General features: G+C 71.9%; 18 protein-coding genes. 4 read left to right on the top strand and 14 right to left on the bottom strand.

All coding sequences use genetic code 11. The features are described from left to right. Window positions 1-10: 10 nt before the first annotated feature. The 8 genes from OCT49_RS26080 to OCT49_RS26045 all read right to left on the bottom strand — a co-directional run bounded on the left by OCT49_RS26080 (window position 11) and on the right by OCT49_RS26045 (window position 14,780). Window positions 11-1,285 (bottom strand): carbohydrate ABC transporter substrate-binding protein, encoded by a 1,275-nt coding sequence (locus tag OCT49_RS26080; protein WP_283854251.1) that lies wholly within the window; start codon window positions 1,283-1,285, stop codon window positions 11-13. Then, a complete protein-coding gene (locus OCT49_RS26075) occupies window positions 1,282-2,367 on the bottom strand; it encodes a GlnX family signal transduction membrane protein (protein ID WP_283854250.1) in 1,086 nt (361 codons plus the stop codon). Before OCT49_RS26075 ends, OCT49_RS26080 begins: the two co-directional genes overlap by 4 nt. Next, a complete protein-coding gene (locus OCT49_RS26070; protein WP_283854249.1) occupies window positions 2,364-3,770 on the bottom strand; it encodes a vWA domain-containing protein in 1,407 nt (468 codons plus the stop codon). Before OCT49_RS26070 ends, OCT49_RS26075 begins: the two co-directional genes overlap by 4 nt. Window position 3,771: 1 nt before the next feature. Continuing rightward, complete coding sequence (locus OCT49_RS26065; RefSeq protein WP_283854248.1) at window positions 3,772-6,117, bottom strand: serine/threonine protein kinase; 2,346 nt, start codon at window positions 6,115-6,117, stop codon at window positions 3,772-3,774. Further along, window positions 6,114-7,610 carry a S1 family peptidase gene (locus OCT49_RS26060; protein WP_283854247.1) on the bottom strand — a complete coding sequence of 499 codons (1,497 nt, stop codon included), beginning with the start codon at window positions 7,608-7,610 and terminating at the stop codon, window positions 6,114-6,116. Before OCT49_RS26060 ends, OCT49_RS26065 begins: the two co-directional genes overlap by 4 nt. Window positions 7,611-7,678: 68 nt before the next feature. After that, window positions 7,679-10,063 carry a polysaccharide lyase 8 family protein gene (locus OCT49_RS26055; protein ID WP_502963421.1) on the bottom strand — a complete coding sequence of 795 codons (2,385 nt, stop codon included), beginning with the start codon at window positions 10,061-10,063 and terminating at the stop codon, window positions 7,679-7,681. 145 nt (window positions 10,064-10,208) lie between these two features. Further along, on the bottom strand, window positions 10,209-14,126 hold the full coding sequence (locus OCT49_RS26050) for an endo-alpha-N-acetylgalactosaminidase family protein (protein WP_283854245.1): 3,918 nt from the start codon (window positions 14,124-14,126) through the stop codon (window positions 10,209-10,211). Window positions 14,127-14,285: 159 nt separating this feature from the next. Beyond that, window positions 14,286-14,780 carry a MarR family transcriptional regulator gene (locus OCT49_RS26045; protein ID WP_283854244.1) on the bottom strand — a complete coding sequence of 165 codons (495 nt, stop codon included), beginning with the start codon at window positions 14,778-14,780 and terminating at the stop codon, window positions 14,286-14,288. A gap of 102 nt (window positions 14,781-14,882) precedes the next feature. Here OCT49_RS26045 and OCT49_RS26040 point away from each other — a divergent pair, with 102 nt between their 5' ends. Next, the gene (locus OCT49_RS26040; RefSeq protein ID WP_283854243.1) at window positions 14,883-15,266 is read left to right on the top strand and encodes a hypothetical protein; all 384 of its coding nucleotides are present in this window, start codon (window positions 14,883-14,885) and stop codon (window positions 15,264-15,266) included. 119 nt (window positions 15,267-15,385) lie between these two features. On the opposite strand, the gene OCT49_RS26035 is transcribed toward OCT49_RS26040, so the two are convergent. Next, window positions 15,386-15,886 (bottom strand): recombinase family protein, encoded by a 501-nt coding sequence (locus tag OCT49_RS26035; protein WP_283854242.1) that lies wholly within the window; start codon window positions 15,884-15,886, stop codon window positions 15,386-15,388. 483 nt (window positions 15,887-16,369) lie between these two features. Here OCT49_RS26035 and OCT49_RS26030 point away from each other — a divergent pair, with 483 nt between their 5' ends. Continuing rightward, entirely contained in the window at window positions 16,370-16,621 is a 252-nt protein-coding gene (locus tag OCT49_RS26030; RefSeq protein ID WP_283854241.1) for a hypothetical protein, read from the top strand. A gap of 91 nt (window positions 16,622-16,712) precedes the next feature. Here OCT49_RS26030 and OCT49_RS26025 read toward each other — a convergent pair whose 3' ends face one another. The 3 genes from OCT49_RS26025 to lanKC all read right to left on the bottom strand — a co-directional run bounded on the left by OCT49_RS26025 (window position 16,713) and on the right by lanKC (window position 21,392). Then, entirely contained in the window at window positions 16,713-18,518 is a 1,806-nt protein-coding gene (locus OCT49_RS26025; protein ID WP_283854240.1) for an ABC transporter ATP-binding protein, read from the bottom strand. A gap of 82 nt (window positions 18,519-18,600) precedes the next feature. Beyond that, window positions 18,601-18,738, bottom strand: a complete 138-nt coding sequence (locus OCT49_RS26020; protein ID WP_283854239.1) for a hypothetical protein — start codon at window positions 18,736-18,738, stop codon at window positions 18,601-18,603. 38 nt (window positions 18,739-18,776) lie between these two features. Further along, complete coding sequence (gene lanKC / locus OCT49_RS26015; RefSeq protein WP_283854238.1) at window positions 18,777-21,392, bottom strand: class III lanthionine synthetase LanKC; 2,616 nt, start codon at window positions 21,390-21,392, stop codon at window positions 18,777-18,779. Window positions 21,393-21,857: 465 nt separating this feature from the next. On the opposite strand from lanKC, the gene OCT49_RS26010 reads away from it, so the two are divergent. After that, entirely contained in the window at window positions 21,858-22,838 is a 981-nt protein-coding gene (locus OCT49_RS26010; protein ID WP_283854237.1) for an AfsR/SARP family transcriptional regulator, read from the top strand. Here the strand turns inward: OCT49_RS26010 and OCT49_RS26005 are convergent. Both OCT49_RS26005 and OCT49_RS26000 read right to left on the bottom strand, forming a co-directional pair. Continuing rightward, window positions 22,835-23,308, bottom strand: coding sequence for a hypothetical protein (locus OCT49_RS26005; protein ID WP_283854236.1), 474 nt, complete (start codon window positions 23,306-23,308; stop codon window positions 22,835-22,837). The two genes, OCT49_RS26010 and OCT49_RS26005, sit on opposite strands and share 4 nt — an antisense overlap. A 147-nt stretch (window positions 23,309-23,455) precedes the next feature. Next, window positions 23,456-23,890, bottom strand: a complete 435-nt coding sequence (locus OCT49_RS26000) for a hypothetical protein (protein WP_283854235.1) — start codon at window positions 23,888-23,890, stop codon at window positions 23,456-23,458. Window positions 23,891-23,989: 99 nt separating this feature from the next. Here OCT49_RS26000 and sigJ point away from each other — a divergent pair, with 99 nt between their 5' ends. Then, window positions 23,990-24,934: an RNA polymerase sigma factor SigJ gene (sigJ, locus tag OCT49_RS25995; RefSeq protein WP_283854234.1), complete on the top strand. Its 945-nt coding sequence runs from the start codon at window positions 23,990-23,992 to the stop codon at window positions 24,932-24,934. Window positions 24,935-24,988: the final 54 nt, after the last annotated feature.

The following is a 24,988-nucleotide window of genomic DNA, read 5'->3' as shown; positions in this document are numbered from 1 at the left end:
CGACAAAGTCTCACTGTGGTCTGCTGCACACCCCCGTCAGTCTCGGGACGCCGTCGGGCTGGGCGTCCTGGACCCGCTGCACGTCCTTCAGCCGTGGCTTCACCGGCCCGTCGGGGTCGGCCATGGTGAGCAGCACCGCCTCGTAGAACGCCTCCCGGACGGCGGCGGGCATCACGTCGGAGGCGTCCAGGCAGAGCGGCAGCCGGTGGTCGACGAGGCGGCTGCTGATCCGCTTCTCGACCGTACCGCTCCGGGCGCGCACGTCGGGGTGGGGCGAGAACACCCCGGCCCTGCGGCCCCATTCCTCCTGGGCCCGGCGGGAGGTGAGTCGGGCGAGCAGGTCGCGGGCCTGCGGGGAGTCGCTGAAGAGCGCGGCGAAGTCGGCGGAGACCTCGCGGCCCTTCGCCCTCGGCCCCCCGGGCAGCAGCCGTGCGGAGTCCGTGAAGGAGACCTGTTCCTGGTGGTCCCCGTAGAAGGAGCGGGCGAAGGAGCCCTGGTGCTCCAGCGTGCAGTCGCCCTGGAAGAGCAGGCCGTGCCTGCCGGGCGGGCCCCGGTGGTCCTTGCTCAGGGCGTCCCGGGCGGCCGCCGGGTCCTGGGCCAGCAGTCCGGCCCACAGGCGCCAGGCGCGGGCCACCGGCCCCTTGTGCCATTCCAGCTTGCCGGTCGCCCAGCGCCCGTACAGCACCGGGCCCGCCGTCTGCAGGACCAGGTCCTCGATCCAGTCGCTGCCGGGCCAGCCGGACGCCCCGTCGTCGCCCATGCCGATGCACCAGGAGCGCAGCGGCGCCGGGGCGGAGGGCGGCGGTCGGTCCGTGCGGTACCAGACGATGCTCTTGAGGTCGGCCTTGAGCGGCACCCAGAGGTCCGCGTCCATGCCCTCGGCCTCGGGCTGCCAGGGCCTGCCGTACGCCGGGGCACCGGCCGGGCGCCCCACCGGTTTCAGCCGCTTCTCCGCCGCGTACTCGACGAGGTCCCCGATGCCCGGCAGGATCGCGATGTCGGGGGGGTCGCCCGCCTGCACCCCGGCGAGCAGGACCTCCCGGGTGGCGGCGGTGCCCTGGTAGGTGTACGGGGTGTCGAGGGTGTCCAGGACCTCCTTGAACTGTTTCTCCTGGTCGCCGGTCCACGGGCCGAGGATCGTCACCTTCGGCCGGCCGTCGTCGCCGCCGGGCACGGCGAGTCCGCAGCCCGCCGCGGTCAGCGCCAGGCACAGGACGAACAGGACGGCACGGAGGCGTCCGGTCGTCCCGGTCCCCGGCGGCCGGTGTCGCGGGCGGCCGGTCATCCCTGCCTCCGGTAGTCGGCGTTGAGGTGCCGGCCGAGGCCGATGGCGGGCAGCAGCAGGATCGTCACGCCGGCGGCGAGCGCCCCGTAGTAGGTGCCGCTCTGCCAGTCCCGGGCGGCCAGCCCGGCGCGCACCTGGGCCGACTCCTCGGTGACCTTCTGCTGGGACCGGGCCAGGTCGGTGTGGTCCTGGGCCAGCCGTTCGATCCGGACCAGGCCGTCGCGGGCGGTGTCCAGCCGGTCCAGGGTGACGACGGTCGCGGTCAGCGGGACCACGGCCAGGAAGACCGTGGCGGCCAGCGAGACCAGCAGGCAGAGGTCGAGGCTGTGTCCGCAGCGGGTGCGCAGCACCCACAGCGCGGAGAGGGTGATCAGGGCCATGGCCAGCAGGCCGGTCTCGGCCACCACCCAGGCGCCCCGCTGGAAGGGGCCGGCCGAGCTGAGCCGGTCGATGCGTTCCAGCTGGTGGCCCTGGAGGACGTCCAGCCGCGGCACCACCCCGGTGCCTTCCCGGGTGAGGAGGGTGTCGGCCTCGGCGAACTTCTCCTCCCGCATCGGCTCGTTCGACACGTACTTCGTCACGGCCGGGGTGATGGAGGCGCTGTAGGAGGTGAGCAGGCCGTTCACGGTCTCCAGCGCCCCGCGGCCCCGTTCCCCGTCGATCTGCACGTCGGCGAGCCGGGTCAGTCCCTGGTCGGCGGCGGCCAGTTGGGTCTCGTACCGGGCTCCGGCGCCGACCACGTCGGCGATGCCGTCCGCCACCGAGTCCTCGGCCTCCTTGTGGGCGCGCAGCAGGGCGAGCTGGGTGGCGGCCACGCCCTGCACGGCGGGGGCGCCGCGGGTGCGCATCTCGCTCGCGGCGGACTGCACCTGACGGTACGGGAGGAGCAGGGCGCTCAGTGAGACCAGGGCGACCAGCAGCAGCGCGGCGCGGTGCCGCTCCAGCAGGCGGCGGGTCCGGGAGCGGTAGGGGGCACTGCCCGAGGCCACGGCCGGGGCCCTCTTCCCGCCCCGGGCTCCGGCCCTCGCTCCGGCCCGGTTCTTCTCCCCCGCGCGGTTGTTCATGACGGTCCGGATGTTCACAGCCGCCTCCCGCAGGCGATGCAGAACAGGGCCGAGGTTCCGGCCGGGTGGTCGCAGTGCGGGCAGCGGCCCGCCGGTCCGTCCGGGGGCCCGGGCAGGCGCACGGGGTGTCCGGAGGCGATGCTGAGCAGTCCCTGGCGGACGGTGCCGGGGTCGACGGTCGGCCCGATCCGCACCTGCCCCTGCGGGCCGTCCACGATGCGGGCGACCCGGCGTACCTCGTCCAGGACCCAGTCGGCGGCGATCTCGGTGGCGAGCCGGACCGCGAGCCCGAGCTGTGCCTCGGCCCGATCGCGGCGTTCCAGGTCGAGGGCCGCGTAGCCGTGGTGGAGGGCGGTGCGCATCTGGGTGGAGACGTTCATGGTGTGGACGGTCCGGTCCGCGACGCCGGGCGGGCTCGCGGTGGCGGCCGCGTCCCCGGACGGCAGCCAGCGGACCACGACCGGTTCGGTGACGCCGCCGGCGGAGACGGCGGCCAGTTGGAGGGGCACGTCCAGCGGGTCGCCGCTCGCGTCGGCCCGCAGGCCCAGGAGGTAGTCGCGGGACTCCGGTTCCCAGCGGTGGGTCCGGAACTCCAGCCGGCGCGGCCCGCCCCCGCCCCCCATCGGGACCGGTTCCAGCCGTTGCTGGTGGGGGGCGGTCTCGGTCAGGGTCACCTCGTGCACCACCGGGCGGACGGTCACCTCGATGGGCAGTTCGGGGCTGCGGACCCGGCGCAGCCGGTCCAGGGCCCCGGTGACGGCGGGGGCGAAGTCGTCGGGCGCGCCGGTGGCGGTGCCGTGCAGCCCTTCCGCGACGGCGAGCAGCGGGGCGGGGTCCCAGTCGGCGCCGGGAGCGATGACGTCGGCGGTGAAGGCGTCCTCGCAGCGGGCGAGTTCGAGGTTCAGCGCGCTGTCCGGGCGGGCGGGGTCGTCCCCGTCGGCGCGGTCGCCGCCGTCGGTGACGAGGATCAGGTGGCGTACGGGCAGGGCGCGTTCGGCGAACAGTTCGCGCGCGGTGGCGAGCCGGTGCGCGTAGCCGGTCGGCGGCCCGTCCGCGGCGGCGATCCGGCCGACGCTGAAGGCGGCGCGGCGGCGGTCGGCGGGACCGGCCAGGGCCCATCGGCCGGTCAGCGGGTAGCACCGGGAGTCGCCGCCGCCCAGCACGGTGTACGAGATCCCCTCGGGCAGGGCGTCCATGACGGCGGCCAGGGCGGCGGCGGCCGCGTCGCGGCGCCGGGGGGCGACGTCCACCGCGAGGACCAGGGCGATGTCGACGGCGGGGACGCGGTCGCGCGGGCCGGTGGCGACCGCCGTGACCCGCACGTGGGCGTCGATCCGGGCGTCCCGGTCCGGCCGGTGCTTCTCCGCGACCCGGACGGACAGCTCGACCCCGAGTCCGGTCGGCGTTGCGCTGCGGCCCATCTCAACTCCCTCGGGCGGGACGGGTACGGGGCGAGTGCCAGAAGCGGCCCTGCGGGCGGACGGCGTGCGAGAGGTCGATGAGCTTCTCGTAGTCGGCGCTTTGTTTGCACTGCCGGGCCATCCAGCGGTAGCACCGGGCCAGGTCCTGCCGTACGGCGAGCTCGCCGGGCCCCGGTACCGGGGGCAGGCCCCGCCGCCACCAGCGCCCGTCGGGCCGGCTGCCGCCGGCTGCGGCCCGGACGGCGTCGAGCTTCCACTCGTACAGTTCGGTGCGCAGCAGCCGGGCCGGTTCGTCGCCCGTCACGACGGACGGCGGCCGCGGTCCGGTGCGGGCCCCGCGCAGGGGGACGGCGGCGAGCACGGCGTCGATCCGGGCCACCCCGGGCAGGGGGTGTTCCCCGGCGGCGAGCCGGGCCGCTCGGATGCGCAGGGCGGCGATCCGGGCGACGCCGTGGTCCCGCGACTCGTCGGGCACCAGGTCCAGGACGGCGGTCGCCGCGTCCCGGTCGCCGCGGGCCAGGGCCAGCCGGGCCAGGCCGAGCGCCGCCCCGACGTGGGAGGGGTTGCGGGCGTGCACGGCCCGGAAGAGTTCGTACGCCGAGGGGGCCGGGCCGGGCGGGTGGTCGGGGCCGAGCTGTTCCACGACGTAGGCGAGGGCCAGTTTCGTGGCGTACTCGCCGGGCAGGGCGCGGTGCACGGCGGTGAAGTGGTCCAGGGCCTGGGCCAGCAGCCGCTGCCGGTCGGCCGGGTCCTGTGCGCCGCGCAGGGCGACGAGTCCCCGGTGCCAGCTGAGCCGCCACTGCCGCACCGGGCCGGGGCCCGGTATGGCGTCGGCCGCCGCCACCTGTTCGCGGGCGGCGGCCAGGGCCTCGCCGTCCTCCCTGGCGAGGAGCAGGCGGACGTTGTGCAGGCAGATCTCCACCGACCGCTCCCCCGTGGCGGGCTGGGGCAGTAATCGTCCGGGGTCGTAGCTGCTCACCAGGAACCGGGCGGCCTCCGGGTCCCCGGGGTAGGGCCGGGGCACCGGCAGCCGCCGGGCGATCTCGGCGGGGGTGGGGAGCCCGGAGTCCAGGGCGGGCGCCTCGCGGATCTCGTCGCGGCGGTGCAGGGGGCGGGCCAGCCAGTGCGCGTAGTCGGGGACGGTGCCCAGCCGCGCGCCGAGCAGTCCGGTGGACGGGGTGAAGTGGGTGGACGGTTCGGTCCGGTCGCGTTTCCCGCGCAGTGCCCTGATCTCCCGCAGCACCCCGCGCAGTTGGCCCGCCATCTCGTCGGCGTCGGCGAACCGGCGTTCCGGGTCCGGGTCGGTGGCCCGCTCCACCACCAGCCGGAACGAGCTGGTGCCGAGGCCGGGCACGTCGTCGCCGACGGCCCAGCCGGCCAGCTCGGCCAGGGTCGCGCCGACGGTGTGGATGTCGTGGGCGACGGTCAGCGGGCTGCCGCTGACCATCTCGGGCGCGGCGTAGCGGGGGGTGATGACGGGCGGCGGTTCGGTGGAGCCGATCGCCCGCACCCCGCCGAGGTCGATGACCTTGACGCCGTCGTGCTGGTGGACGACGTTGGACGGCTTCATGTCCCCGTACAGGAATCCCATGCCGTGCAGGTGGGCGAGGGCTTCGAGGATCTGGCAGCCGTAGGTGAGGACGTGTTCGATGTCGAGGACGAAGGTGCCCTGCCGGGTCGCCTCGACGACCGCGGAGAGGGTGCGGTCGCCGACGTCCTGCATCACGATGTAGCCGCCGGAGACCGTGCCGTCCTCGTTGCTGGTGCTGACGAAGTCCCGGATCTGGACGATGCGTTCGTGCCGGATGGCGACCAGGCTGCGGCGTTCCTCGCCGGCCTGGGCGGCGCCCCGTTCCGCGTACCGGTTGAGCAGGCCCTTCACGGCGACGAGGTCTTCGAGGTGGGTGTCGTGGGCGAGGTAGACCCAGCCCTGACCGCCGTGGGCGATGGGGCCGAGGATGCGGTACTGGTCCTGGAGCAGCGGCCCGTCGCTGGTGAGTTCGGGGCGGTAGGAGTAGGGGGCGCCGCACCGGGGGCAGTAGCCCTCGTCGGGGGGCGGGGCGGCGGTGTACGGGGGGATGAAGTAGGCGGCGCAGGACTTGGCCGAGCAGCTCATCCGGATGTGGGCCCGGGTGACGGCGGCGCTCAGCCGCCGGTCGGGGGGGTTGGGCCGGAGCCGGGGCAGTTCCAGCAGGTTCCCGGGGCCGTGCGCGGCGGGGTCGGCGGGCAGCGGCGGGAGGCCCGGCCCGTCCTCGGCGCGTCCGCAGGTGTCGCAGTGGCCGGTGCTCTGCACGGCGCCGTCGCACGGGCCCCCGGTGAAGCGGCGGTGCGGGCAGGGGATCCTCATCGCTGCTCCGCCCGGTCCTGTTCGCCGCGTGGTGCGGGCAGGTCCGTCCCGGTGCGCCGGTCGTGCCGGTCCAGGTCTGTCCGCAGTTCGCGCAGCAGGGCGCGCAGGGCGGCGAGTCGTCGGTGCGGGTCCTCGACGGTGCGCAGTTCGGCCAGCCGGCGGCGGTGGCGGGCCGCGTCGGTGCGCGGCAGGGGGGCCATGGAGGCCGATTCCAGCAGGCCGTTCAGCGCGGCCCATTCCCGCTCGATGTCCTCGGCGCGGCGGATCAGCAGGGCGGCCCGGTCGTCGAGGGCGGGTAACAGCAGGTGCCGCGCGACCTCGGTCACTCCGGGGCCCCCGCTCTCCCGGACGACGACGAGCACCCGGAAGCCGAGTGCCCGGACCCGTACGAGCAGGGGGACCAGCCGGTGCGGCTGCCGGTCCTCGTCGAGCCCGATCACGGCGAGGGTGGGGCCCGCACCTCCGGGCACCGCGCCCCTGGATACCGCGCCCCCAGGCCCCGCGCCTCCGGACACCGCGCCCCCGGGCCCCGCGCCTCCGGACACCGCGCCCCCTGCACCCGCTCCCCCCGGCCCCGTGCCCGGCGGCCGTTCCGGCGGGGTGCCGCCCGTGAGGAGCCAGTCGCAGTACGCCGCGGCCTGGTGGCGGGGCGGGCGGAGCCGGGTCACCAGCTCGTCGACGAAGTCCTCGGGGGTGGTGCGCCCGGCCCGGTAGACGAGGTGGGCGCGGTGCAGTTGGTGGCGCAGGGTGCGGTCGCGTCCGCCGCCGTGCGGGACGACGCTGAGCCGCACCTCGGGCTCGTCGCCGCCGGCGAACCATCTCCGCAGCCGCCGCGCCAGCCCGTGGTCCCAGCCGTCCGGGCCGCTCAACTCGGCGACCAATGGCACGAGTTCGGCGATCCTGTCGATCGGGACCATGTACGAGAACGCCAGGTCGTTGTCGGCGGGCAGGGCCAGGTCGCGGTCGCCGCGCCAGCTGACGACCATGCCGACCACCCGTTCGGGCGGTCCGGCGGGGCCGCCGCGCACCTGCACGGCGGCCCCGCTGAACCCGGGGCGCACCACCTGTTCGTTGCGTCCGGCGTCGAGCTGGATCCACGCCCCGTGCGCCCCGCCGATCCGCCCGGTCAGCCACATGCCGTCGGCGAAGGCCCGCGCGTATCCGCCTATCCACACCTCACGGCCGCGTTCCAGGCTCCGGTCGAGGGAGGCGGGGGTGGCGTGCGGGCGGGGGCTGTCCAGGGCGAGCAGCGCGATGTCCTCGCGGGTCGCGCCGAGTCCGGGCAGCCAGCCGCCCTCGGCAACGCGTGCCCCCACCGGGGCGATGCCGGGGTTCTCCGCGAACTCCACCCACATCCGGGCGTCCGGCTCCCCCACGACGTGCGCGCAGGTGAGGGCCCGGTCCTGGGTGAGCAGCACCCCTGCGCCGCAGACGGGCCCGTCCGCGGCGCCGCGTCGCAGCCGCAGCCGCCAGTCCGCTCTCAACTCCCCCATGGCGCATGAGAATACGCGCGCGAGGGGTGCCGATCCCAGTACTCGGACACACTCCGGTCACCTTTCGGCTACCGGATGTCACACCGGAGGGTGACGCCCGCGGTGCCCGGGTCGATCCGGAGGACCAGGCTCCGGCCGGTGGCGCGCACCTCGATGCCCGGGTCCGCGGAGACGACCTCGCGCACCGGCCGGTCCCACACCAGTTCCACCGGGGTGCCGCTGCGGTCCGGTCCGCTGACGCACAGCGTCGTCGTGCCGCGCCGCCGCCGTACGAGCACGCTCGCCGGGGCCGTGACCGAGAGCGGTCCGGCGGTGCCCGCGCGCCAGAAGTTGGCGGCGGTCAGCCCGAGCGCGCGCACCGCGACCGCCTGGACGGTGGCGGTGTTGGCGAGCACGGTCAGCCATCCCCGGTCGGCGGCGCGCTCGGTGACGGCGCGCCGGGAGGCGCCGGGCATCAGCAGGTAGACGTGCTCGGCTCCGGCCGGGTCGGTGCCGTGGTCGAGCCAGAGGGTCTGGTAGCGGCGGGTGCGGCGCTCGGTGGAGCTGGTGGTGTTGATGTCGGACCAGGCGCCGGTGCGGTCCTCGCGCAGGGTGCGCAGGTCCGCCCCGCCGGGGAGGACCCAGCCGCCGTGACCCTCCAGATGGGCCCAGCGGGGCCGGGGGCGGCTGTCGACGGTGAGCGCCTCGGTGCCGTTCTCGCCGAGCATGCGGTTGTCGACGATCGTCTCGACGGGCACCCCGTCGGTGGCGGTGATGCCGGCGCCGAGGCAGATGACGGTGTCGGCGGCGCAGAACCACGACTTGCGGGCGTCCAGGGTGGAGCCGAGGCCCTTGAGGTGCTGGCCGACCGCGCCGTACTCGCCGTCGGTGGCGCCGCCGACCCAGTGCGCGGCGGGTTTGGCCGCGCCCCATTCGCCGCCGGCCCGGTCGGCGAGCCGCTTGGTCGACACGGTCGTGCCGGGCAGCCGGTAGGGGTCGACGGTGGGCCAGAACCAGTCGGTGTACTGGTCGTTGTGCGCCGCGCCCGGCCACCAGTAGAGCATTCCGGCGCCGGTGTGCCAGCCGCGCGGGTTCTCGCCGTTGCCGCATTCGTAGTACGAGATCCGCGCGGAGGCCATGGAGATGCCGGCGGCCCAGTCCGGGCGCCGGTGGACGGCGCGGGCCATCTGGGCGAAGAGGTGGTGGCCCACCCGTTCCGGCGCGGCCGGGACGGCGGTGGCCTGCACGGCGTGCAGCCGGGCCAGGTCGGCGACGGGGAACTGGCGGGCGGTGAGGACGGGGCTGGTCCGGTCCCGGGCGATCCAGCCCTTGATCATGCCGTGCCACCGGTCGCGTTCGGCCGGTGAGGCGCCCGCGGCGAGGAGGGCGATCCCGGCGATGATGCCCTGGCCGTGGAAGTGGTCGCTGCGCATCACCTGGAGGTCGTCGTTCTTCAGCAGGCCGCGGCTGACGGCCCGGCCGTTGACGCTGTCCATGACCAGGCCGTTGTGGATCAGCGGGGCGTAGGCGCGTTCGACGCTGTCCAGGATGATCTGCCGGTTCGGGTCGGTGACGGCCCAGGTCGATCCGGCGAGCAGGGCGAAGAGCCGGCCGAGGCCGTCGAGCATGACCTGGCCGTAGGTGCCGGAGTAGGCGACGGTGGTGTGCTGGACGAACGACCCGTCCGCGTACAGGCCGTCCCCCTGGGTGACGTACGGGAAGACCGGCGACAGGGCGTCCCTGGCGAGGGCGACCTCGGCGGGTGCCCGGCCGAGGACGCCGCGCAGGGCGACGGAGCGGCACAGGTCGACGCGGTTGGCTCCGGTGGAGGTGCCGCTGTAGTCGCGCAGGACGGCGTCGGGGATGAAGTGGTCGACGGCCGCGCAGGCGGCCTCGATCCGGGCCGGGCCCAGGTGTTCGTACAGCACGGCCGCGATGTCCATGAGGAGGCGGGGACTGCCGATCTGCCACTCCCACCAGTTGCCGTACGGGGTGACGGAGGCGTGGTAGGCGGTGGCGGCCAGGTGGTCCCAGCCGCGCAGGATGTCGGCGAGGAGGGCGGCGTCGCCGGTCGAGCCGGTGCCGGGCTGCGCGTACGCCTGGGTCATCGTCCACAGCCGGCTGTAGCTCTGGGTGATGCCGGACGGCGGGTCGAACCTGGTGCCGGGCCACAGCGAGTCGGCGGCCGGGCTCATCGTCGACCGGAAGCCGCGGGCGCGGGTGCCCGTCCCGGCCAGGCGGGAGGCGAAGGGTTCGGCGCCCGGGTCGTAGCCGGTGCCGAGCGCGATGTCGGTCCAGCGACGGCGGAGGGTGTCGAACTCGTCGGCGTCCGGTGCGGTGCCCGGGGCGGTGTTCGTCGCGGGACCGGCGGCGGTGGCGGAGCCGGGGAGGGCGACCGTCAGGGCGGTGGCGGCGGAGAGGGTCAGCAGGGTGCGGCGGGACCAGCCGGGCTGGTTCGGCATGTGCGGCTCCATGTCGTCGGAGGACGGCCGTGGGAGGGATGGGGAGGCGGGGACGGGGAAGCGGGGACGGGGGCGTGTACAGGGGGGTGGGAGTGGCCTTGCGTGCACGACGCGGGACGGGCGCGTCCGGTGGGCGCCCGTCCCGCATCATGGGGTATCAGTCACCGCACCGGAAGCGGGCGTCGCCCCAGTCCGCGTGGTCGTTGCCGTTGCCGTCGCCGCCGTCGCCGACGACCAGGTCGACGTACTTGGCGCCGGTGACGTCGGCCGTGAGCGGCCAGGCGCTGTCGGCCGCCTTCAGCACCGGCGACTTCACCTTCTCGGTGCCGTCGGCCAGGACGGAGAACCGCACGCTGCCGGCGCTCTTCTGCACGTCGTCCACGCCGACCTGTGCGGTGAACGAGGTGCACTTCCCGCCCAGGTAGTAGCGGATCCTGGCCGGGGCGTGGGTGCCCAGGCCCTTGGTGTAGACGGTGCCGCCGATGGTCAGCGGGGTGCCGTCGCCGGTGCCGGTCTCGCCGTTGGAGAGGTTGCGTTCGACGGGGCCCCAGCCGTTCTCGGCGGCCGTCCAGTCCAGGTCGCCGGCCCAGCTGTCGGTGGTGGGCGGCGGGGGCAGGGTCCGTACGGAGGTCCGCGCGCCGAGCGTGCGCCGGGCGTCGCCGGCCGCGTACGTCACCTCGGAGCCCAAGTCGTACGTCCGGTACTCGGCGTCCGCCGGCGGGGTGACCCGCCAGGTGGCGGTGGCCTCGGCGCCCGGCGCGACGGAGTCGAAGGAGACGGCGCCCGCCGGTTCGGCCGCCCAGCCCTCGGGGACGGTCAGGGTCAGGGCGACGCCGGTGGCCGCCGTCGCCTCGTGGTTGGTGAACGTGGCCCTGACGGTGTGGGCCGTGCCCGGTTCCAGGGTCTCGGCGCCCGGGTCGATGCCGAGCGTGCCGCAGGCGGCCCGCTCGGAGGCCGGGGCCGGGCCGAGGTCGGTCACGGTGAAGGAGTCGAGGACGAAGTCGGCGCCCTCGGGGGCGTCGCCGCGCTTGCGCAGCCCGGTCCAGGTGTCGCCGCAGCCCGCGGTGACGGTCTCGGTGAAGTGGCCGGTGGTGCGCTGCTGCCCGACGGGCGTGGCCCGGGTCTCCACGGAGTCGGGCTTGCCGTCCGCGGTGATCCGGTCGTAGCCGTCGACCCATTCGTAGGCGCCGGCGTGGCTGGACTGGTAGTCGTACTCGACCTTGTAGCGGTGGCCGTCGGTCATCGGCACGGTCCAGGGGGCGGTGCGGTAGACGAGACCGGAGTTCTCCTCGTGGGACTTGAGGGACTTGAGGGATTTGCTGGACTCGCGGGACTCACGGGACTCACGGGACTCCTTGCCGCCGATGACGTCGTCGACGAGCTTCCCGTTCCAGCCGGCCTGGGTGTACGGGGCGTGCAGCCGGGTGATGACGGTGCGGGGGTCGGTGGAGCCGCCCGCGTTCCCCTTGATGAAGGGGCCCCAGCCCTGGTCGACGTCCTCGAAGTCCTCGTGCACGACGGTGTTCGCCCTGGTGCTCGGGGCGTTGGCGACGATCCGCACGTCATCGGCCCGGACCTTCGCCGTGCTGCCCCCGGCCGCTGCGAGGCGCAGGGTGGCGCGGCCGTTCGCGGGGGCGGTGAAGTTGACCTTGGCGCGCTGGAAGTAGGTGCCGTGCCAGTCGGACGCGGCGACCTGGTCCTTGACGGTGGAGCGGTCCACGGCGACGGACTTCCCGCCGATCGAGAGGGTCGTGTGCCGGGTCTTCCCGGGCTGGACCTCGATCAGCGCGGAGGCGGTGTAGCGCTTGCCGGGGACGAGGCCGTCGATGCGCTGGGCGAGCGCGGCCGGGGCCCCGCCGGAGAGTTCGGCGCTGTTGCGGCCCCGGTCGTCGGTGTCGCGGGTGACGGTTCCGGTCCTCGACCAGTCGCTCAGGGCGGCGTCGTTGAAGCCGGGGTCGTCGACCGGGGTGCCCGCGCCCCACCGGGGGTCGGCGGCCTTCGGCGCACGGTCCGGGTAGAGGACGTAGGGCTGTCCGGCCTCGGCGGTCAGCGTGATCCGCCCGTCGACCGGCTTGACGGTGCCGGTCTTGATCCGCCCGTTGTCGGTGAGCCGGTGGACGGTGTAGGCGCCCTTCGACGGGACCTCCCAGCTGCTGGTGCCGCCGGACTCGCTGTAGTGGTACAGCTTCTTGCCGCCGTCCCAGGGCAGCAGGTAGTCGGTGCCGCTCAGCACCTTGCGGCCCTGGTCGTAGAAGGTCCGCCTGCCGTCCTCGACGGTGCCCCGGACGCCGCCGGTGAAGGTGATGTCGTTGCCGTCCCAGCGGGTGATCCGCTGCTGCTGGAGGTACTTGGCGGGCAGGTTGCGCTGCCAGATGTTGTCGTAGAAGGCGTTCCAGTCGGTCTCGCCGGTCCAGCCCTCGAACTCCTCGATGGCGCTCTGGCCGAGGACCGGGGCGTTGTTCCAGACGTCCTTCTCGCCGTTGCGGATGAACCGGATGATCTTCGAGTTGAGGCCCTTGTTGGTGGCGCCGCCGTAGTCGAGGTCGTTGGCCCAGTGCGACCAGAGCGAGGCGCGCTCGAACTTGTCGGCCCATTCGGTGGCGACGTTCCAGCCCTGCTTCCCCACGGCCTGAAGGGTCTTGTCGGCGATCCAGCCGTGGGTGTAGTAGACGTCGATGTAGAGGAGGCTCAGATTGCGGTCGGTCTCGTCGCGCAGCCGCTGGAAGCGCTCGGCCAGGTCGCCGCTGTTGATGTCGCGGCGCTGGTCGATGTAGTAGCTCTGGCCGAGCCAGTTCCAGCCGGGCTTCGTCTTGTCGACGAGCTTCTCGTCGAAGGCGTCGGCCTCCGGGTACGCCTCGGTGGCGTTGACGTGGACGCCGAAGGTGGCACCCCACTTCTTCCCGTCCTTCAGGAGCTTGTTGAGGTCCTTCAGCCCGCCGGCGCGTTCGTTGTAGTTGCCGCCGTAGTCGGGGTGGGCGGAGTCGTGGCCCTCGGAGGCGTAGCCCTTGAGGACGGCGAGCTGTCCGAGGCCGTCGGTGGCGAGCGAGATCCGTTTGACGTCGTCGAGGGTGCGCAGGAAGGGGTGGGTGGCCTGGCTGGCGAAGTTGAACGGGATGTGGGTGACGACCCGGTCCGGGGTGTCCTTGCCGCCGGGCGCCTCGATCCCGATGGAGCGGAACGCGACGGCGCCGTCCTGCCAGTCCACGGCCTTGTCGCCGTTGGCGTCGGGGGTGACGACGACCTTCGCCCAGGGCAGGGCGTCGCCGCTCTCCGGCTTCGGCGCGCCGTCGCCGCGGTAGGTCCACTGGCCGGACCAGACGCCGACCCGGACGCCGCCGTCGTCCGCGGTGCGGGCCTGGTGCCAGAACCGGGCGTCGTCGCCGCCGGTGGCGCCGGACGGCTTGTCGTACGAGGAGTTGGACTCGACGGCCGCGGCGAGCGAACCGGTATTGACGATCGCGTACGAGGCACCGACCGGCGCCTTGTCGGCGGCGGTGTCCGCGGTGACCCTGCCGAAGACGTCGGCGGTCCTCGTGGAGTCGTTGTCCAGCCGGGTGAAGGCGGTGGCGGCGCCGGGTTCCGTGGAGCCGACGGAGACCAGGTCGTGGCCGGGGATGTCGATGGTGCCCACCCGGAACGCCTCGGTGTCGCGCACGGCGGTCACCTTGAACGTGGTGGCGCGTCCGGAGACGGAGAGCGAGGCGTCGATCTCTACGCCGGGCAGGTCGGGGAAGGCCAGCGTGTAGCGGGCGGCCGAGGCGCTGACCCGGAGCGCGCCCTTGAGCTTCACCGGGTGCGCGGTGCCGTTGAGGGTCACGGCGGTGACCGGCCGCGTACTGCCGAACAGCCGGTTGCCGCCGGCCCTGTCGGTGTACGCCAGGACGCGCGGGAAGTCGTCGGCGACGGCCACCGAGAGCTGCGCGGAGCCGATGACGGTGGCACCCGCGGGCACGGCCGGCCCGGCTGTTGCGGACGGGGGAGCTGCGGCGGTGGCGGGGAGCGCGGTCCCCACCAGCGCCAGCACGGCGGCTGATGCGGCGGCTACGGCGCCCGCCGAAGTGAATCTTGGCGACATGTGCTCTGCGTAGTCCCCGTGACCGAACACCGTCAACGACCTGCTACGACTCGGGGCGCTCCAGTCCAACAACCCTGTCGCGTAAGTCCAAGTGGGCGGTGCGTGTCCCGCCGGGGCGCGATTTCGGGTACGGCGTCCGTCGGGCACCCCCGGTCCGGCTCAGTCCTGTTCCGCGCCGCCGACCGCGGCCTCGTACGCGAGCAACGTGTCGACGAACAGCTGCCGCTGATCCGGCGTCAGGGGGGCCAGCGCCTTGCGCCAGGCGGCCGCTCCCGGGGCCAGCCAGGCGGTGATCGCGGGCTCCTGGTCGGGTGCGATGCGGATGATGCGGCGGCGCCGGTCCGCCTCGTCCGCGCGCCGCTCCAGGATTCCCTTCCGGTTCAGGTCGCCGACCAGCAGGCTCACCGTCGTCGGCGCGACCTGGAGCCGGGCCGCCAGTTCGTTCACGGTCATCGGCCCGTCGAAGAGCAGGTAGGAGAGCAGCGAGAGGTGGCGCGGCGCCAGCGCGAAGGACCGCAGCGCCTCGGGCACGGGGATCTTCTTGACCCGGCCCACCATCCGGGGCATGAGCAGCAGCAGGGCCCTGACGGCGTCGTCGGCGTCCTTCCCGTTCCCGCAGCCCTCCACGGCGGCGCGCTCCCCGGACCTTGACATCGCACACCCTTCCCCATTTACCTTTGCCATCAAAGACATTTGACTTTGTCTGCAAAGCGAACTGCTCCTCAGCGTACCCACCGACCCGAACGGAGTCGCTCCATGCCCCACTTCAATGTGCACATCCGCGAAGAAACCCTCGACGGAACGGTGGAACCGAAGCTGATCGCCGCCCTGGCCGACGTGGTCGGCGCCGTCTACGGCGAGGGGTTCCGCCGCCTCGTCGGGGTGGACCTGATCGGCGTCCCGCAGCACCGCCGGGGCATCGGCGGCACCCCGGTCGACATCGACGCGCCCCTCGTCACCCTCAGCATGCGCGAGGCCGCGTACCACCTGGCCGAGGTCCCGGACGCCCCCGCCCGCCTGGTCGCCGCCACCACCGACGCACTGGCCGGCGTGCTCGGCGAGGCCGTGCGCGAGCAGGTCGTCGTCACGATCGTCGGCGTCCCCGACGGCCGCACCGGGGTCGCCGGCGCGGTGGCCTGACACCATGCGCGCGGGCCGGTGCAGGGCTGCCCCGCCGCCCCATGTCCAGGGGTCCCGGTAGTAACGGCCGCGGAAACAACGGATATCGCCGGCCAGCGGGGATGGGGGCTGGGTGGCGATCAGCCTTCCTGTCCGACTTGTGCGGTGACGCTCTCGCGGTGTTTGCGTAGTTCCCGGTACAGGGTGGAGGAGCGGCTCACCCCGAGCTCGGCGGCGACCTGCTCGGGGATCGCGCCGTCCTTGATCCGTTGAGCGGCTCCAGCGCGGGTGGTCGCGTTCAGCTTCGCCGGGCGCCCGGTCGGCAGGCCGCGGGCCTGCTTGGCGGTGCGGGCGCCGGCGGCGCGCTCCAGCATGTAGATCCGTTCCATCTGGGCGAACATCGCCAGCAGGGCGATAGCCATCTCGGAGCCGGGGCCGGGCTCGCTGGTGTCGACGGCGAGTTTGTCGCCGAGGGTACGCAGGTGGATGCCGCGCTGGGTGAGGTCGTGCACGAGGTTGAGGGTCTCGCGCATGTTGCGGCCGAGCCGGTCCAGGGTGAGCACGTAGATCCGGTCGCCGGGCCGGGCGAAGGCAAGCAGCACGGTCAGGCCCTCGCGGTCCAAGTTCGCGCCGGTGCGCATCGCCTCGTATGGCACTAAATTGCACTCGGTCCTACTCGACCCAGATCCGACTCCGCCGGCCCGGCCGCCGCATCCGCCCGATGGACCTACGCAAGCCGCACCCAGGCGCGGAACCTGGGGGTTCGACTATCCGGGTACCCCAGGACCCGCTCCAACTGCTCGGCGACCCAGGTCAGCGGCGGGTGTAGTTCGTCGACGCCGACCCGAAGGAGGGAGGCTTCCTCGGTCTCGGCGACGCCCAGCATGAGGCGCGTCGCTGGGCGGCTTCGATGTACTCGCGGACGCCCGGGGTGTAGGTCAGCCATGTGGAGACGCCGGCGGCGAGGGCGACAGCAGTGAATGTGATCCTCGTCCTGTCGTGTTCGAGGGCGGCGAGGGCGCTCAACGTGTGCGGTCGTTTGTCGAGGCTGGCCCTGCGGCGGGCTTGGGCGAGGATGGCAGGGTTTCCTGATCGGTTCACAGCCGGTCCTGGTGTCGACGGCGGTGAGCGGCAGGAGGCGACCCACTCGCCAACGCCTCCCGCAACAGCATCAGATACGGCGACCTGCCAGAGGAAGCCCCTACCGCACCCGCACCCGCGGCTGCAGCCGCGGCGAGACCACCACCCACGACTTCATCCCCGGCCACGAACTGCGCGCCATCCCGGCCCGCGTCCGCGAGCACTTCGGCGGCTCCGCCCTGAACTTCATCACCTGGCTCGACACCGAACTCCCGCCCCAGACGCCCGCCGCGTGATGTGACCGCGCCCCCAGGATCCACACCCATAGCCGATCGTCGAATTCGCCAACGGTGTCCTCGGCGGGACACCACCCCTCAGCGCCGCGCCCTACAGTCTTTGGGCTGTTCGCTGCTGGGCCTGGTGGAGGCGGGCGTACCAACCCCCAATACCCATCAGCGTCTCGTGCCCTCCCCGCTCAACCACCCGTCCCCCCTTCATCACCAGGATCGTGTCCGCGTCCCGGATGGTACTGAGCCGGTGCGCGATGATGATGCAGGTACGGTCCCGTAGGAACGGGCCCATGGTTTCCATGATCCCGCGCTCGGTGATGGGGTCGGAGTGAGAGGTCGCCTCGTCCAGGACGGCGATGGGCGGGTTCTTCAGTAGCAGCCGGGCGAGCGCCAGCCGCTGGCGCTCGCCCCCCGACAGACGTAGCCCGCGATCGCCGACGGCCGTGTCCAGACCTGCCGGAAGCTTGTCGATCGCGGGCCAGATCTGGGCTGCCCGGCAGGCTTCCACGAGTTCCTCGGTGGTCGCCTCCGGGCGTGCCAGCTGAAGGTTGACACGGATGGTGTCGTTGAAGAGGAACGTATCCTGACTGACCACGCCGATCACGGACCGCAGGTCGTCGAGCCGTAGGCGCCGTACATCCACGCCGCCGACCAGCACCTGGCCCGAGTCCGCTTCCCAGGAACGGGTCAGCAGTCGGGCGAGGGTGGACTTTCCCGCCCCCGACAGGCCCACGATGCCGATCGTCGCCCCTGGCTCGGCGGTGAAGTCCATGCCCGTCAGCACCCGTCGGGGAGCGCCACCCCGAAACCGTTGCTCGTCGCCGCCGAGCGAAGGCAGGACCATGCCGCCGTTCGGCGGGTAGGTGAAGTGGACGCCGCGGAAGGCCACCTGCAGCGATGTGCCGCTCTGGCGCGGGAGTTCGTGAGGGTCAGGGACGTCCACGATCGCTGGTACGAAGTCCATGACCTCTCGTACCCGGTCGAAGGAGACCAACCCTTCGGTCAATTCCCCCCTCAAGGCGGGCAGTGCGACCAGGGGCGAGTACAGTCGGGTCAGCAGCGCGACGAGAGCGACCATGGTGCCGACGCTGAGGGCTCCGGAGATGGCCAGTTGTCCGGCGATCACGTAGATCGTCGCGGTCACCAGACTCATGGCGAGAGTGATCGACGCACCGAGCGCGGAGGACAGCACGGACGCGCGCACCGTGAGGTCCCGGATCCGGCTCACCCGCTGCCGGAACTCGGGCAGATCCCGCTTGGGATGGCTGTAGTGACGCATCACCTCCGCCCCGCCGGGGCCGAGCCGCTCGGCGACCATGGAGTCCAGGTTGGCCTGGGCCGTCAGTTGGTCCTGGCTGACCTGACGTATCGCCGTTGTGAACCTGGACGTCAGCACATACAGCGCCGGGGCGAGAACGAGCGCTCCCAGGGTGAGCCGCCACTCCATGGTTACCACTGCCACGCCCCCGGTGAGCAGCAGAACCACGGATCCGACAGCGGCGGGAAAGCTGGAGGCGATCATGTTCTGGACGCCGGTCACGTCGCCCTGTACACGGGACACGATGGCGCCCGTCCTGGCAGAGGCGAGGAAGCCGATCGACTGGCGCTGCAGATGCGCGAAGAGGTCAATGCGCAGTTGCAGCACGATGTCCCCGGCCAGCCGCGTGGCGTATCGCCGTTCCACCACGGACAGCGCCGCTTGGGCCACACCCACAACCACCATGAGGGCGCCCAGTGTTGCCACCACGGTGGTGTCGCGGCGTAGCACGCCGTTGTCGATGAGCTGCTGCCCGATCAGGGCCGGGATCACGGTCGCCGCCGAGTGCACGACGATCAGCGCCGCCAGAATGAGCATTCTGGCCGAAAAGGGGTAAAGGTAGCGCAGCAAGGCACGGTGTGTCATGAATGCACCTGCTTTCGGGTCGGGACGGCAGGGCGGGGCGACACAGCGCAGTGCTGTGCCGCCCCCGAACAGTCGGTTCCGATCAGGCGTAGCTGTGACCGCAGCCGATGGACCAGGCGCTGGAGACCGGGGAGGGGTTGCAGCAGCCGAAGCTGAGTTCGCTAGCCAGCGGCTCGTATCCGGTTTCGTCCTTCAGGCCCTGGAGGTCGTAAATGGACATGAGTGATCCTTCCTGTGTGGGTTGGTTGCCGTGCCGGCTCAGGTGCTACCCCCAAGGGGGTGCCCTGAGGTCTTGGGGTGGAGGAGGAACGGGAGGGACAGCCGTCGCTCCGGCTCTGTGGCCGACGTGTGGGCGGCAGCCAGGGCGAGCAGAATGCCGGCGCCCCCTGTCGCCAGGTCCATGGAGATGCGCAGGAGCTGTGTGCCAGGGAAAGCGAGGTGACCGTGCCAGTCCAAGGTGTGCCAGTCGAGGCCGGTCACCTGCATTGCGGTGTGCTCCAGGTTGGCCGGCTGGTGGCTTGCGGTGGCAAGGATCATGCCTGCTCGCCCGTTGAAGAGGCCGGGGTAAAGGTAGAACGGCTTACGCGCCGCTCGCTGGATCGCCGCGAGCTCCTTCTCCAACTCGGGGAGCGGGCGGTTCATCAGGTACCGGTCGAGTGCGATACCGATGCCCGTGCTGCCGGACGCGAGGTAGGGCATGAGCCGGAATCCCTCGTTGACCTGCACTATCCCCATGCCGTCACGCCGGCAGCGGCGCAGATCCTGACGCAGGGCGCGTTCCGCCGCATCCAGGTACGTGGTGTCCCCGGTCTCCTCGAACACCGTGGTCAGGAACAGTGCGGGCCCGGAGCGGCCCTGCATCAGCCCGGCTTGAGGGTACGCTCCCCCGCTGACCTCGGGAACATCCTCGATGTCGCCGAGGCGGCTGCGCACCAGGTCGGCGGTGTCGAGCGCCCGTTGCAAGTACCGGTCGTCACCGCACTCGCGGGCGAAGTGAAGCCAGCTCAGCCCTGATCCGGCCAGACCGTCGGCGAGACTGAGGTCCGTATCACGGGGCTCGGCAACCGGTGATCGGGCCAGCAGGTCCACGGCCGCGTCGTGAAGGCCCAGCTCCCACAGTGCGTAGGCGACGCCGTGCCAGCCGTTGTAAAAGCCCGGCGGGATATCGGGGAGGTCGGAGCCGTCGCGGAACACCCGGTCCAGCAACCATTGTTCTCCCTCCGGGACGCTGCCGACACCTGCGGTCTGGAGAGCCCACAGCACACCAGCCGCACCGTGCGCCATGCCAAGCTCCGCCCCGGCAACGAAGAACTGGGCGATGTCGCCGGGAAAGAGTCGGTCAGCGTGCTCCAATGTGGCGCTGGCGCGAATGCCGTCGGCTACCGATGAGGCGAGTGCCGACCACGCCTCGGGGCTCGAACTGACGGCAGCTGGGCGGGCGGAAGGGGCCGAGGCCTCTTGAAGGACCCCGACTGCGTCGGCGAACCAGGAGCGGGGCACCCCGAACCGGTCGACGATGATGTCGGCTACCTGCCCCGGTAACGCGTTGCTCAACTGGAACATCGCGGTCAGCGGCGCGAACACCGCGAATTTGAGGGCAGCCAGGGCATGCTCGTCGACAGCGACGCCGGTGGTCCCGCGTGGCGCGATGAACCCCGGATTCGCGACCACCTGCCGTCCACCCTCCTCGAGGAACCAGCCTCCCTCGAAGTCGATGAGACAGATCCTCGCGTCGTCCTCCCCTTGAGGCGGACAGAGGACGTTGTGCGGGTGCAGGTCTCCAAAGACCACCCCCCGCTCGTGCATCGCACGCACGGCATCAGCGACGTCTTGCCACATCCCCATGGCCCAGTCGCGGTACTCGGCCAACTCCCGCTCGTCCACCGTGCCGTCGGTCAGCAGAGGGTTACGTCGCCCGCAGGCGGCGTAGAGACTCTCCCCCTCGATGAACTCCTCGACCAGGAACTCGTGGCCGACGGCCTCGTAATAGCCTTTGAGCTGCGGTACCCTCGGCAGCCCGCTCAGCCTGCTGAGGGCATCCCGCTCGCGACGCAGCCGGAACACCGCGTCGTTGCCCGAAACGTCCAGACCGGCATGGGGTCGCGCCTCCTTCACGATTACCTTCGTACCCGTGCTCTTCTCGCGTGCCTCGTAGACGCCGCCGCCGTTCGAGTAGTGGAGAGCCGCCGTTATCTCGTACGGAAGGTCGTCGATCCGGGAGGCATTGCGGCGCTCCAGTGCAGGCCGCAGGAAGTCGGGCAGCGTCACCCACTCCGGTATCGAAAAGACCGGCCCCCTGTGGTCGGGCACGAGGTTGCCGTCGGCGTCCTCGATCGCCATGACCTCGCGGCCGTTCGCCGACTTCACCCGGCGCATACTGAAAGCCCCGTAGCGGACGTAGACCGGGGTGTCCATCCAGCGTAGATCGCTGAGAATGTACGGCCCCTGGACATCATGGAGCAGTTCCCCAAGCTCGGTGACGAGCGACTCCAACTGCGCTTCGTTCAGCGGATAGATGGTGGCGAGCTTTCCGCTTCCCGCTCGCTCCGCGTACTTCCTGTTGCGCCGGTGGTACTCCCAGGGGCTGGGCACCAGCTTGAACGGGACAGCACGGCGGACGCAGTAGTCGAAGACCAACTGAACGACTTCCTCGGCCCGTCCGACCGACGAGGAGACATGGATCTTCCAGCCCTGCATCGGAGTGTGGGCACCGCGCGGCTGGTAGTTGACCCAGCCCCATACGGTGATCCGCTGCCAGCCCACCGGGGTCGCGCTCTCGCTGAGAGGTGCGAAGAGCCGTTCCTCCGCACCGTCGTCGATCTTGTCGTAGAAGTGCGGGTCCTTGGCGCAGAAGGCCTCGTACTCGGCTTCCATCCCGTTTCCTCTCTGCCCGGTGGTGTACCGCAATGTCAGTCCAGCAAGTGGGGGATGTTGGTCTCTCTTTCTTGACAGGAACTAATGTGTGTCACTTGTTGAGCTCGGTTGAGCGGCAAGGTCGCGGCTGCGGCCTGACCGTGCCGTCTTGGCTGCGGAGACGGACGAGTCCGCCCCCCGCCCCCCTGAGTTCCCACAACAAGCGAGCAGTACGTGCTCAGCGCCCAGCACCGTCGACCCGGTTCCTTCAGGTCCCGGGCGGGTGTTGTGTTCTCACCGTGCCGGGGCGGCCTGCGGGAAACCTTCGGGAAGTCTGGAACCGGGCTGTACCAGGTGGTCAGCGGCGGATAGGCGTAGTGACGTGGCCATGACTGGAGAGAATGTCGCGGTGCAGTTCGGGGTCCTGGGCGCCATCGCGGTGTGGCGGGACGGGGTGCCGGTGGATGTGGGGCATGCTCGGCAGCGGTGGGTGCTGGGGCGTTCCTCGCCGATGCCGAGGGTGTGGTGTCGGCGGATGTCCTGGTGGATCGGGCGTGGGGTGCGGAAACAGCAGGTCGTGACCGGGAAGCGCTGTACGGGTATGTGTCCCGGTTGCGGCGGGTGCTGTCCGGGGTCGGGGTGGACATCGTGCGGGACCAGGGCGGTTACCGGCTGATGGTGCAGGCCGGGGCGGTGGATGTGCATCGGTTCCGTGACCTGGTCGATCAGGCCCGCGCGGTTCCCGACGAGGAGCAAGCGGCCTCGTTATGGGAAGAGGCGCTGGGGCTGTGGCGCGGGCAGACGTACGCCGGGGTGGACACCCCATGGTTCAACGCGCAGCGAGACTTCCTCAATCGGGAGCGGCTGTCCGCTCAGTTGGACCTGGCCGACATCCGGCTGTGCCGGGGACAGCATGACCGGATACCAGCCGAATTGTTCACTCGGGCTGAGGCCCATCCGCTGGATGAGCGGATGACCGGTCAACTCATGCTGGCGCTACCCTGGGCCCATGAGAATCTCGATCGGTTTCCCGATGGACAGCTCTATGCCCCTCTAAGTGGTTTCGACCCATCCACCGGGCCGATGCCGCCTGACATGGTGTTACGCGGCTTCCTCGACGCACTCGGCACCGAGCCCGAGAACATGCCAGCCGACCCTGAGACCCAGGCCGGGCTGTTTCGGTCCCTGGTCGCCGATCGGCGCATGCTGATCGTGCTGGACAACGCCCGCAACGCCGACCATGTCCGCCCGCTGCTGCCCGGCAGTGCCACGTGCACGGTTATCGTCACCAGCCGCAGCCACCTGGGCGGCCTGACCGCTACGCACGGCTGCCAATACTTGGCCCTTGACACGCTCCGTGATGAAGAGGCCCGCCAGATCCTGGTCCGCGCCGTCGGTCACGACCGGGTGTCGGCCGAACCCGGGGCGGTTCAGGGTCAGTCGCATGCTCCGCAGGACCGGCCCTAGTCTCCTGAGAATCCGAAGATTCCCAGGTGAGTCGGCCTGTCACCGGAGTAGAGGACAACGTAGTAACCGGTCCACCGCATCTGACACTCGCCGAGCAGGCTTTGCTCGTGCTCCTCATGGCTCGCAGCCTCATTGGCAGCAGCAGCAAGTTCCTCGTACTGCTCGACCGACGGGCGGTTCGTGCCGAAGTGGTGCATCACACGGTTGAGAGCCAGAGGGCGCAGGGTGCCGTGGTCAGCGATACCGGAGCCCGTCGGCGGGTCATCCGTGGCAACAACCCTGTCGATGTCGAGGATCGTATGGGTGCCCTCGGCCCCCATGAACTCCTCGTCCTCGTAGAGGTCCTCCAGACTTCGGTATCGGGCATCATCGCCGTACTCCTCCTGGAACACCCTGGCCTGCAATGTCGCCAAGGCCGCCTCGACGTCGCCGTCGTACCTGGTGACGTAGTCCCATCCGCTGGCACCCACCGAACCACCCCTCCCTGAAGATCATGAACGGGCGAACGGTAGCGGCGGGGACTGACAACGTCGTGGCCTGGCGCCGGGCTCTGCCCGATGTCCCGGATTGAGGTGTCCAGACGGTCGACCGCATCACGGAGATCGCCCGGACAGGCCCTAGCCGCGCGCCGCCCCCGTGTCCCGGCGGGCCAGCACCAGCACGCTCAGGCCGAACATCAGGACGCCCAGCGGGACATGGACCGACGGGACGTGCGCGATGCCGAGCACGACCTGCACCGATGCGAGGACGAGGAAGCCGGCCGCGTACCCGATGGGGCGGGGCGAACCGCCGCCCGGCCGCCAGGCCAGTACCGCCGCGAGCAGGTACAGCATCGACGCCCCGTACATCACGCGCGCCCCGACGTCGTGCAGGAGGCCGCTGTGCGAGGAGGACAGCAGCACACCGGCGCTGACCGCCTGGAGGAAGAGGGTCAGGGTCTGGAGAACGACCGACGTCCGCAGGAACACGGCGATGCGCCGCGCCGCGATTGTCGTTTCCGTCGTACTCGTAGTGCTCGTCGCGTCCGTCGCGCTCGTCGTCCGAGTCGTCATGATGCCGTCCCCTCGGTGGATCGATAAGGTCTCACCGGTCCGACGACGCAGGCCCACGAAATGCAAGGTGGGAGAACGACGGGCCAGGGGGGAACGGTCATGACCAGGGGTGTACCTGAGCGGGGCACGGCGGACGTCGCAGGCGAGCCGGGCGCGGTGGATGTCGCGGGCGAGCGGCACCAACTGATCGGTATCGCCTACCGGTTGCTCGGTTCGGTGGCCGAGGCCGAGGACGCCGTACAGGAGGCGTACGCCCGTTGGTACGCGCAGCCGCGGGGCAGGCGCGAGGCCGTCGCGTCCCCCGGCGCCTGGCTGACGACGGTGACCGGGCGCATCTGCCTGGACGTGCTCGGCTCGGCACGGGTCCGGCGCGAGCGCTACGTCGGCCCGTGGCTGCCCGAGCCGCTGCCCGACCACGGGCAGTGGGCCGGCGGCGGGCTCGGCACCGACACCGCCGACCCCGCCGACCGGATCGCCCTGGACGAGTCGGTGACCATGGCCTTCCTCGTCGTGCTGGAGTCGATGACGCCCGCCGAGCGGGTCGCTTTCGTGCTGCACGACGTGTTCCGCTACTCCTTCGCCGAGATCGCCGGGATCGTCGGCCGCACCCCCGGGGCCTGCCGGGAGCTGGCGAGTTCGGCCCGGCGGCGGATGCGTGCCGAGCGCGCCCCCGCGACTTCGACGGCGGGGCGGGCCGAGGTGGTGCGGCACGTCAAGGAGGCGTGGGAGGCCAAGGACATCACGGCCCTCGTCAACCTCCTCGACCCCGACGCCGTGATGACCGCCGACGGCGGCGGCCTGGTCGGCACCGTGCTGCGCCCGGTCGAGGGCGGCGCGCGCATCGCCCAGTACATGATCACGATCGCCGACAAGGCGCCGGGGCTGCGGCTCCTGGAGCGTTCGGTGGCCGGTGCGCCCGGCCTGGTCGCCCAGTACGGGGGTGTCACCGCGACCGTGGCCGCGTTCGACGCCTCCGACGGCCGGGCGCACCGGATCTGGGTGGTCCGCAATCCGGAGAAGCTCCGTCTGTGGAGGCCGAGTTGAGCGCTCCGGCGCGCGCGGCCGGGATGAACGCTCCGGGGCGCGTACCCCGCTGAG

The sequence above is a fragment of the Streptomyces sp. ML-6 genome (assembly GCF_030116705.1).
In the GTDB taxonomy this organism is placed as follows: domain Bacteria; phylum Actinomycetota; class Actinomycetes; order Streptomycetales; family Streptomycetaceae; genus Streptomyces.
The sequence above is the reverse complement of the archived record's forward strand: the minus strand, read 5'-3'. Positions and strand labels throughout refer to the sequence as shown.

Excerpts from the sequence above, each read along its gene's own strand:
- OCT49_RS26065 (WP_283854248.1), bottom strand. The coding sequence starts at position 6,117 with ATGAGGATCCCCTGCCCGCACCGCCGCTTCACCGGGGGCCCGTGCGAC.
- OCT49_RS26070 (WP_283854249.1), bottom strand. The coding sequence starts at position 3,770 with ATGGGCCGCAGCGCAACGCCGACCGGACTCGGGGTCGAGCTGTCCGTC.
- lanKC (WP_283854238.1), bottom strand. The coding sequence starts at position 21,392 with ATGGAAGCCGAGTACGAGGCCTTCTGCGCCAAGGACCCGCACTTCTAC.
- sigJ (WP_283854234.1), top strand. The coding sequence starts at position 23,990 with ATGACCAGGGGTGTACCTGAGCGGGGCACGGCGGACGTCGCAGGCGAG.
- OCT49_RS26080 (WP_283854251.1), bottom strand. The coding sequence starts at position 1,285 with ATGACCGGCCGCCCGCGACACCGGCCGCCGGGGACCGGGACGACCGGA.
- OCT49_RS26045 (WP_283854244.1), bottom strand. The coding sequence starts at position 14,780 with ATGTCAAGGTCCGGGGAGCGCGCCGCCGTGGAGGGCTGCGGGAACGGG.
- OCT49_RS26025 (WP_283854240.1), bottom strand. The coding sequence starts at position 18,518 with ATGACACACCGTGCCTTGCTGCGCTACCTTTACCCCTTTTCGGCCAGA.
- OCT49_RS26035 (WP_283854242.1), bottom strand. The coding sequence starts at position 15,886 with ATGCGCACCGGCGCGAACTTGGACCGCGAGGGCCTGACCGTGCTGCTT.
- OCT49_RS26050 (WP_283854245.1), bottom strand. The coding sequence starts at position 14,126 with ATGTCGCCAAGATTCACTTCGGCGGGCGCCGTAGCCGCCGCATCAGCC.
- OCT49_RS26040 (WP_283854243.1), top strand. The coding sequence starts at position 14,883 with ATGCCCCACTTCAATGTGCACATCCGCGAAGAAACCCTCGACGGAACG.
- OCT49_RS26060 (WP_283854247.1), bottom strand. The coding sequence starts at position 7,610 with ATGGGGGAGTTGAGAGCGGACTGGCGGCTGCGGCTGCGACGCGGCGCC.
- OCT49_RS26020 (WP_283854239.1), bottom strand. The coding sequence starts at position 18,738 with ATGTCCATTTACGACCTCCAGGGCCTGAAGGACGAAACCGGATACGAG.
- OCT49_RS26000 (WP_283854235.1), bottom strand. The coding sequence starts at position 23,890 with ATGACGACTCGGACGACGAGCGCGACGGACGCGACGAGCACTACGAGT.
- OCT49_RS26055 (WP_502963421.1), bottom strand. The coding sequence starts at position 10,063 with ATGGAGCCGCACATGCCGAACCAGCCCGGCTGGTCCCGCCGCACCCTG.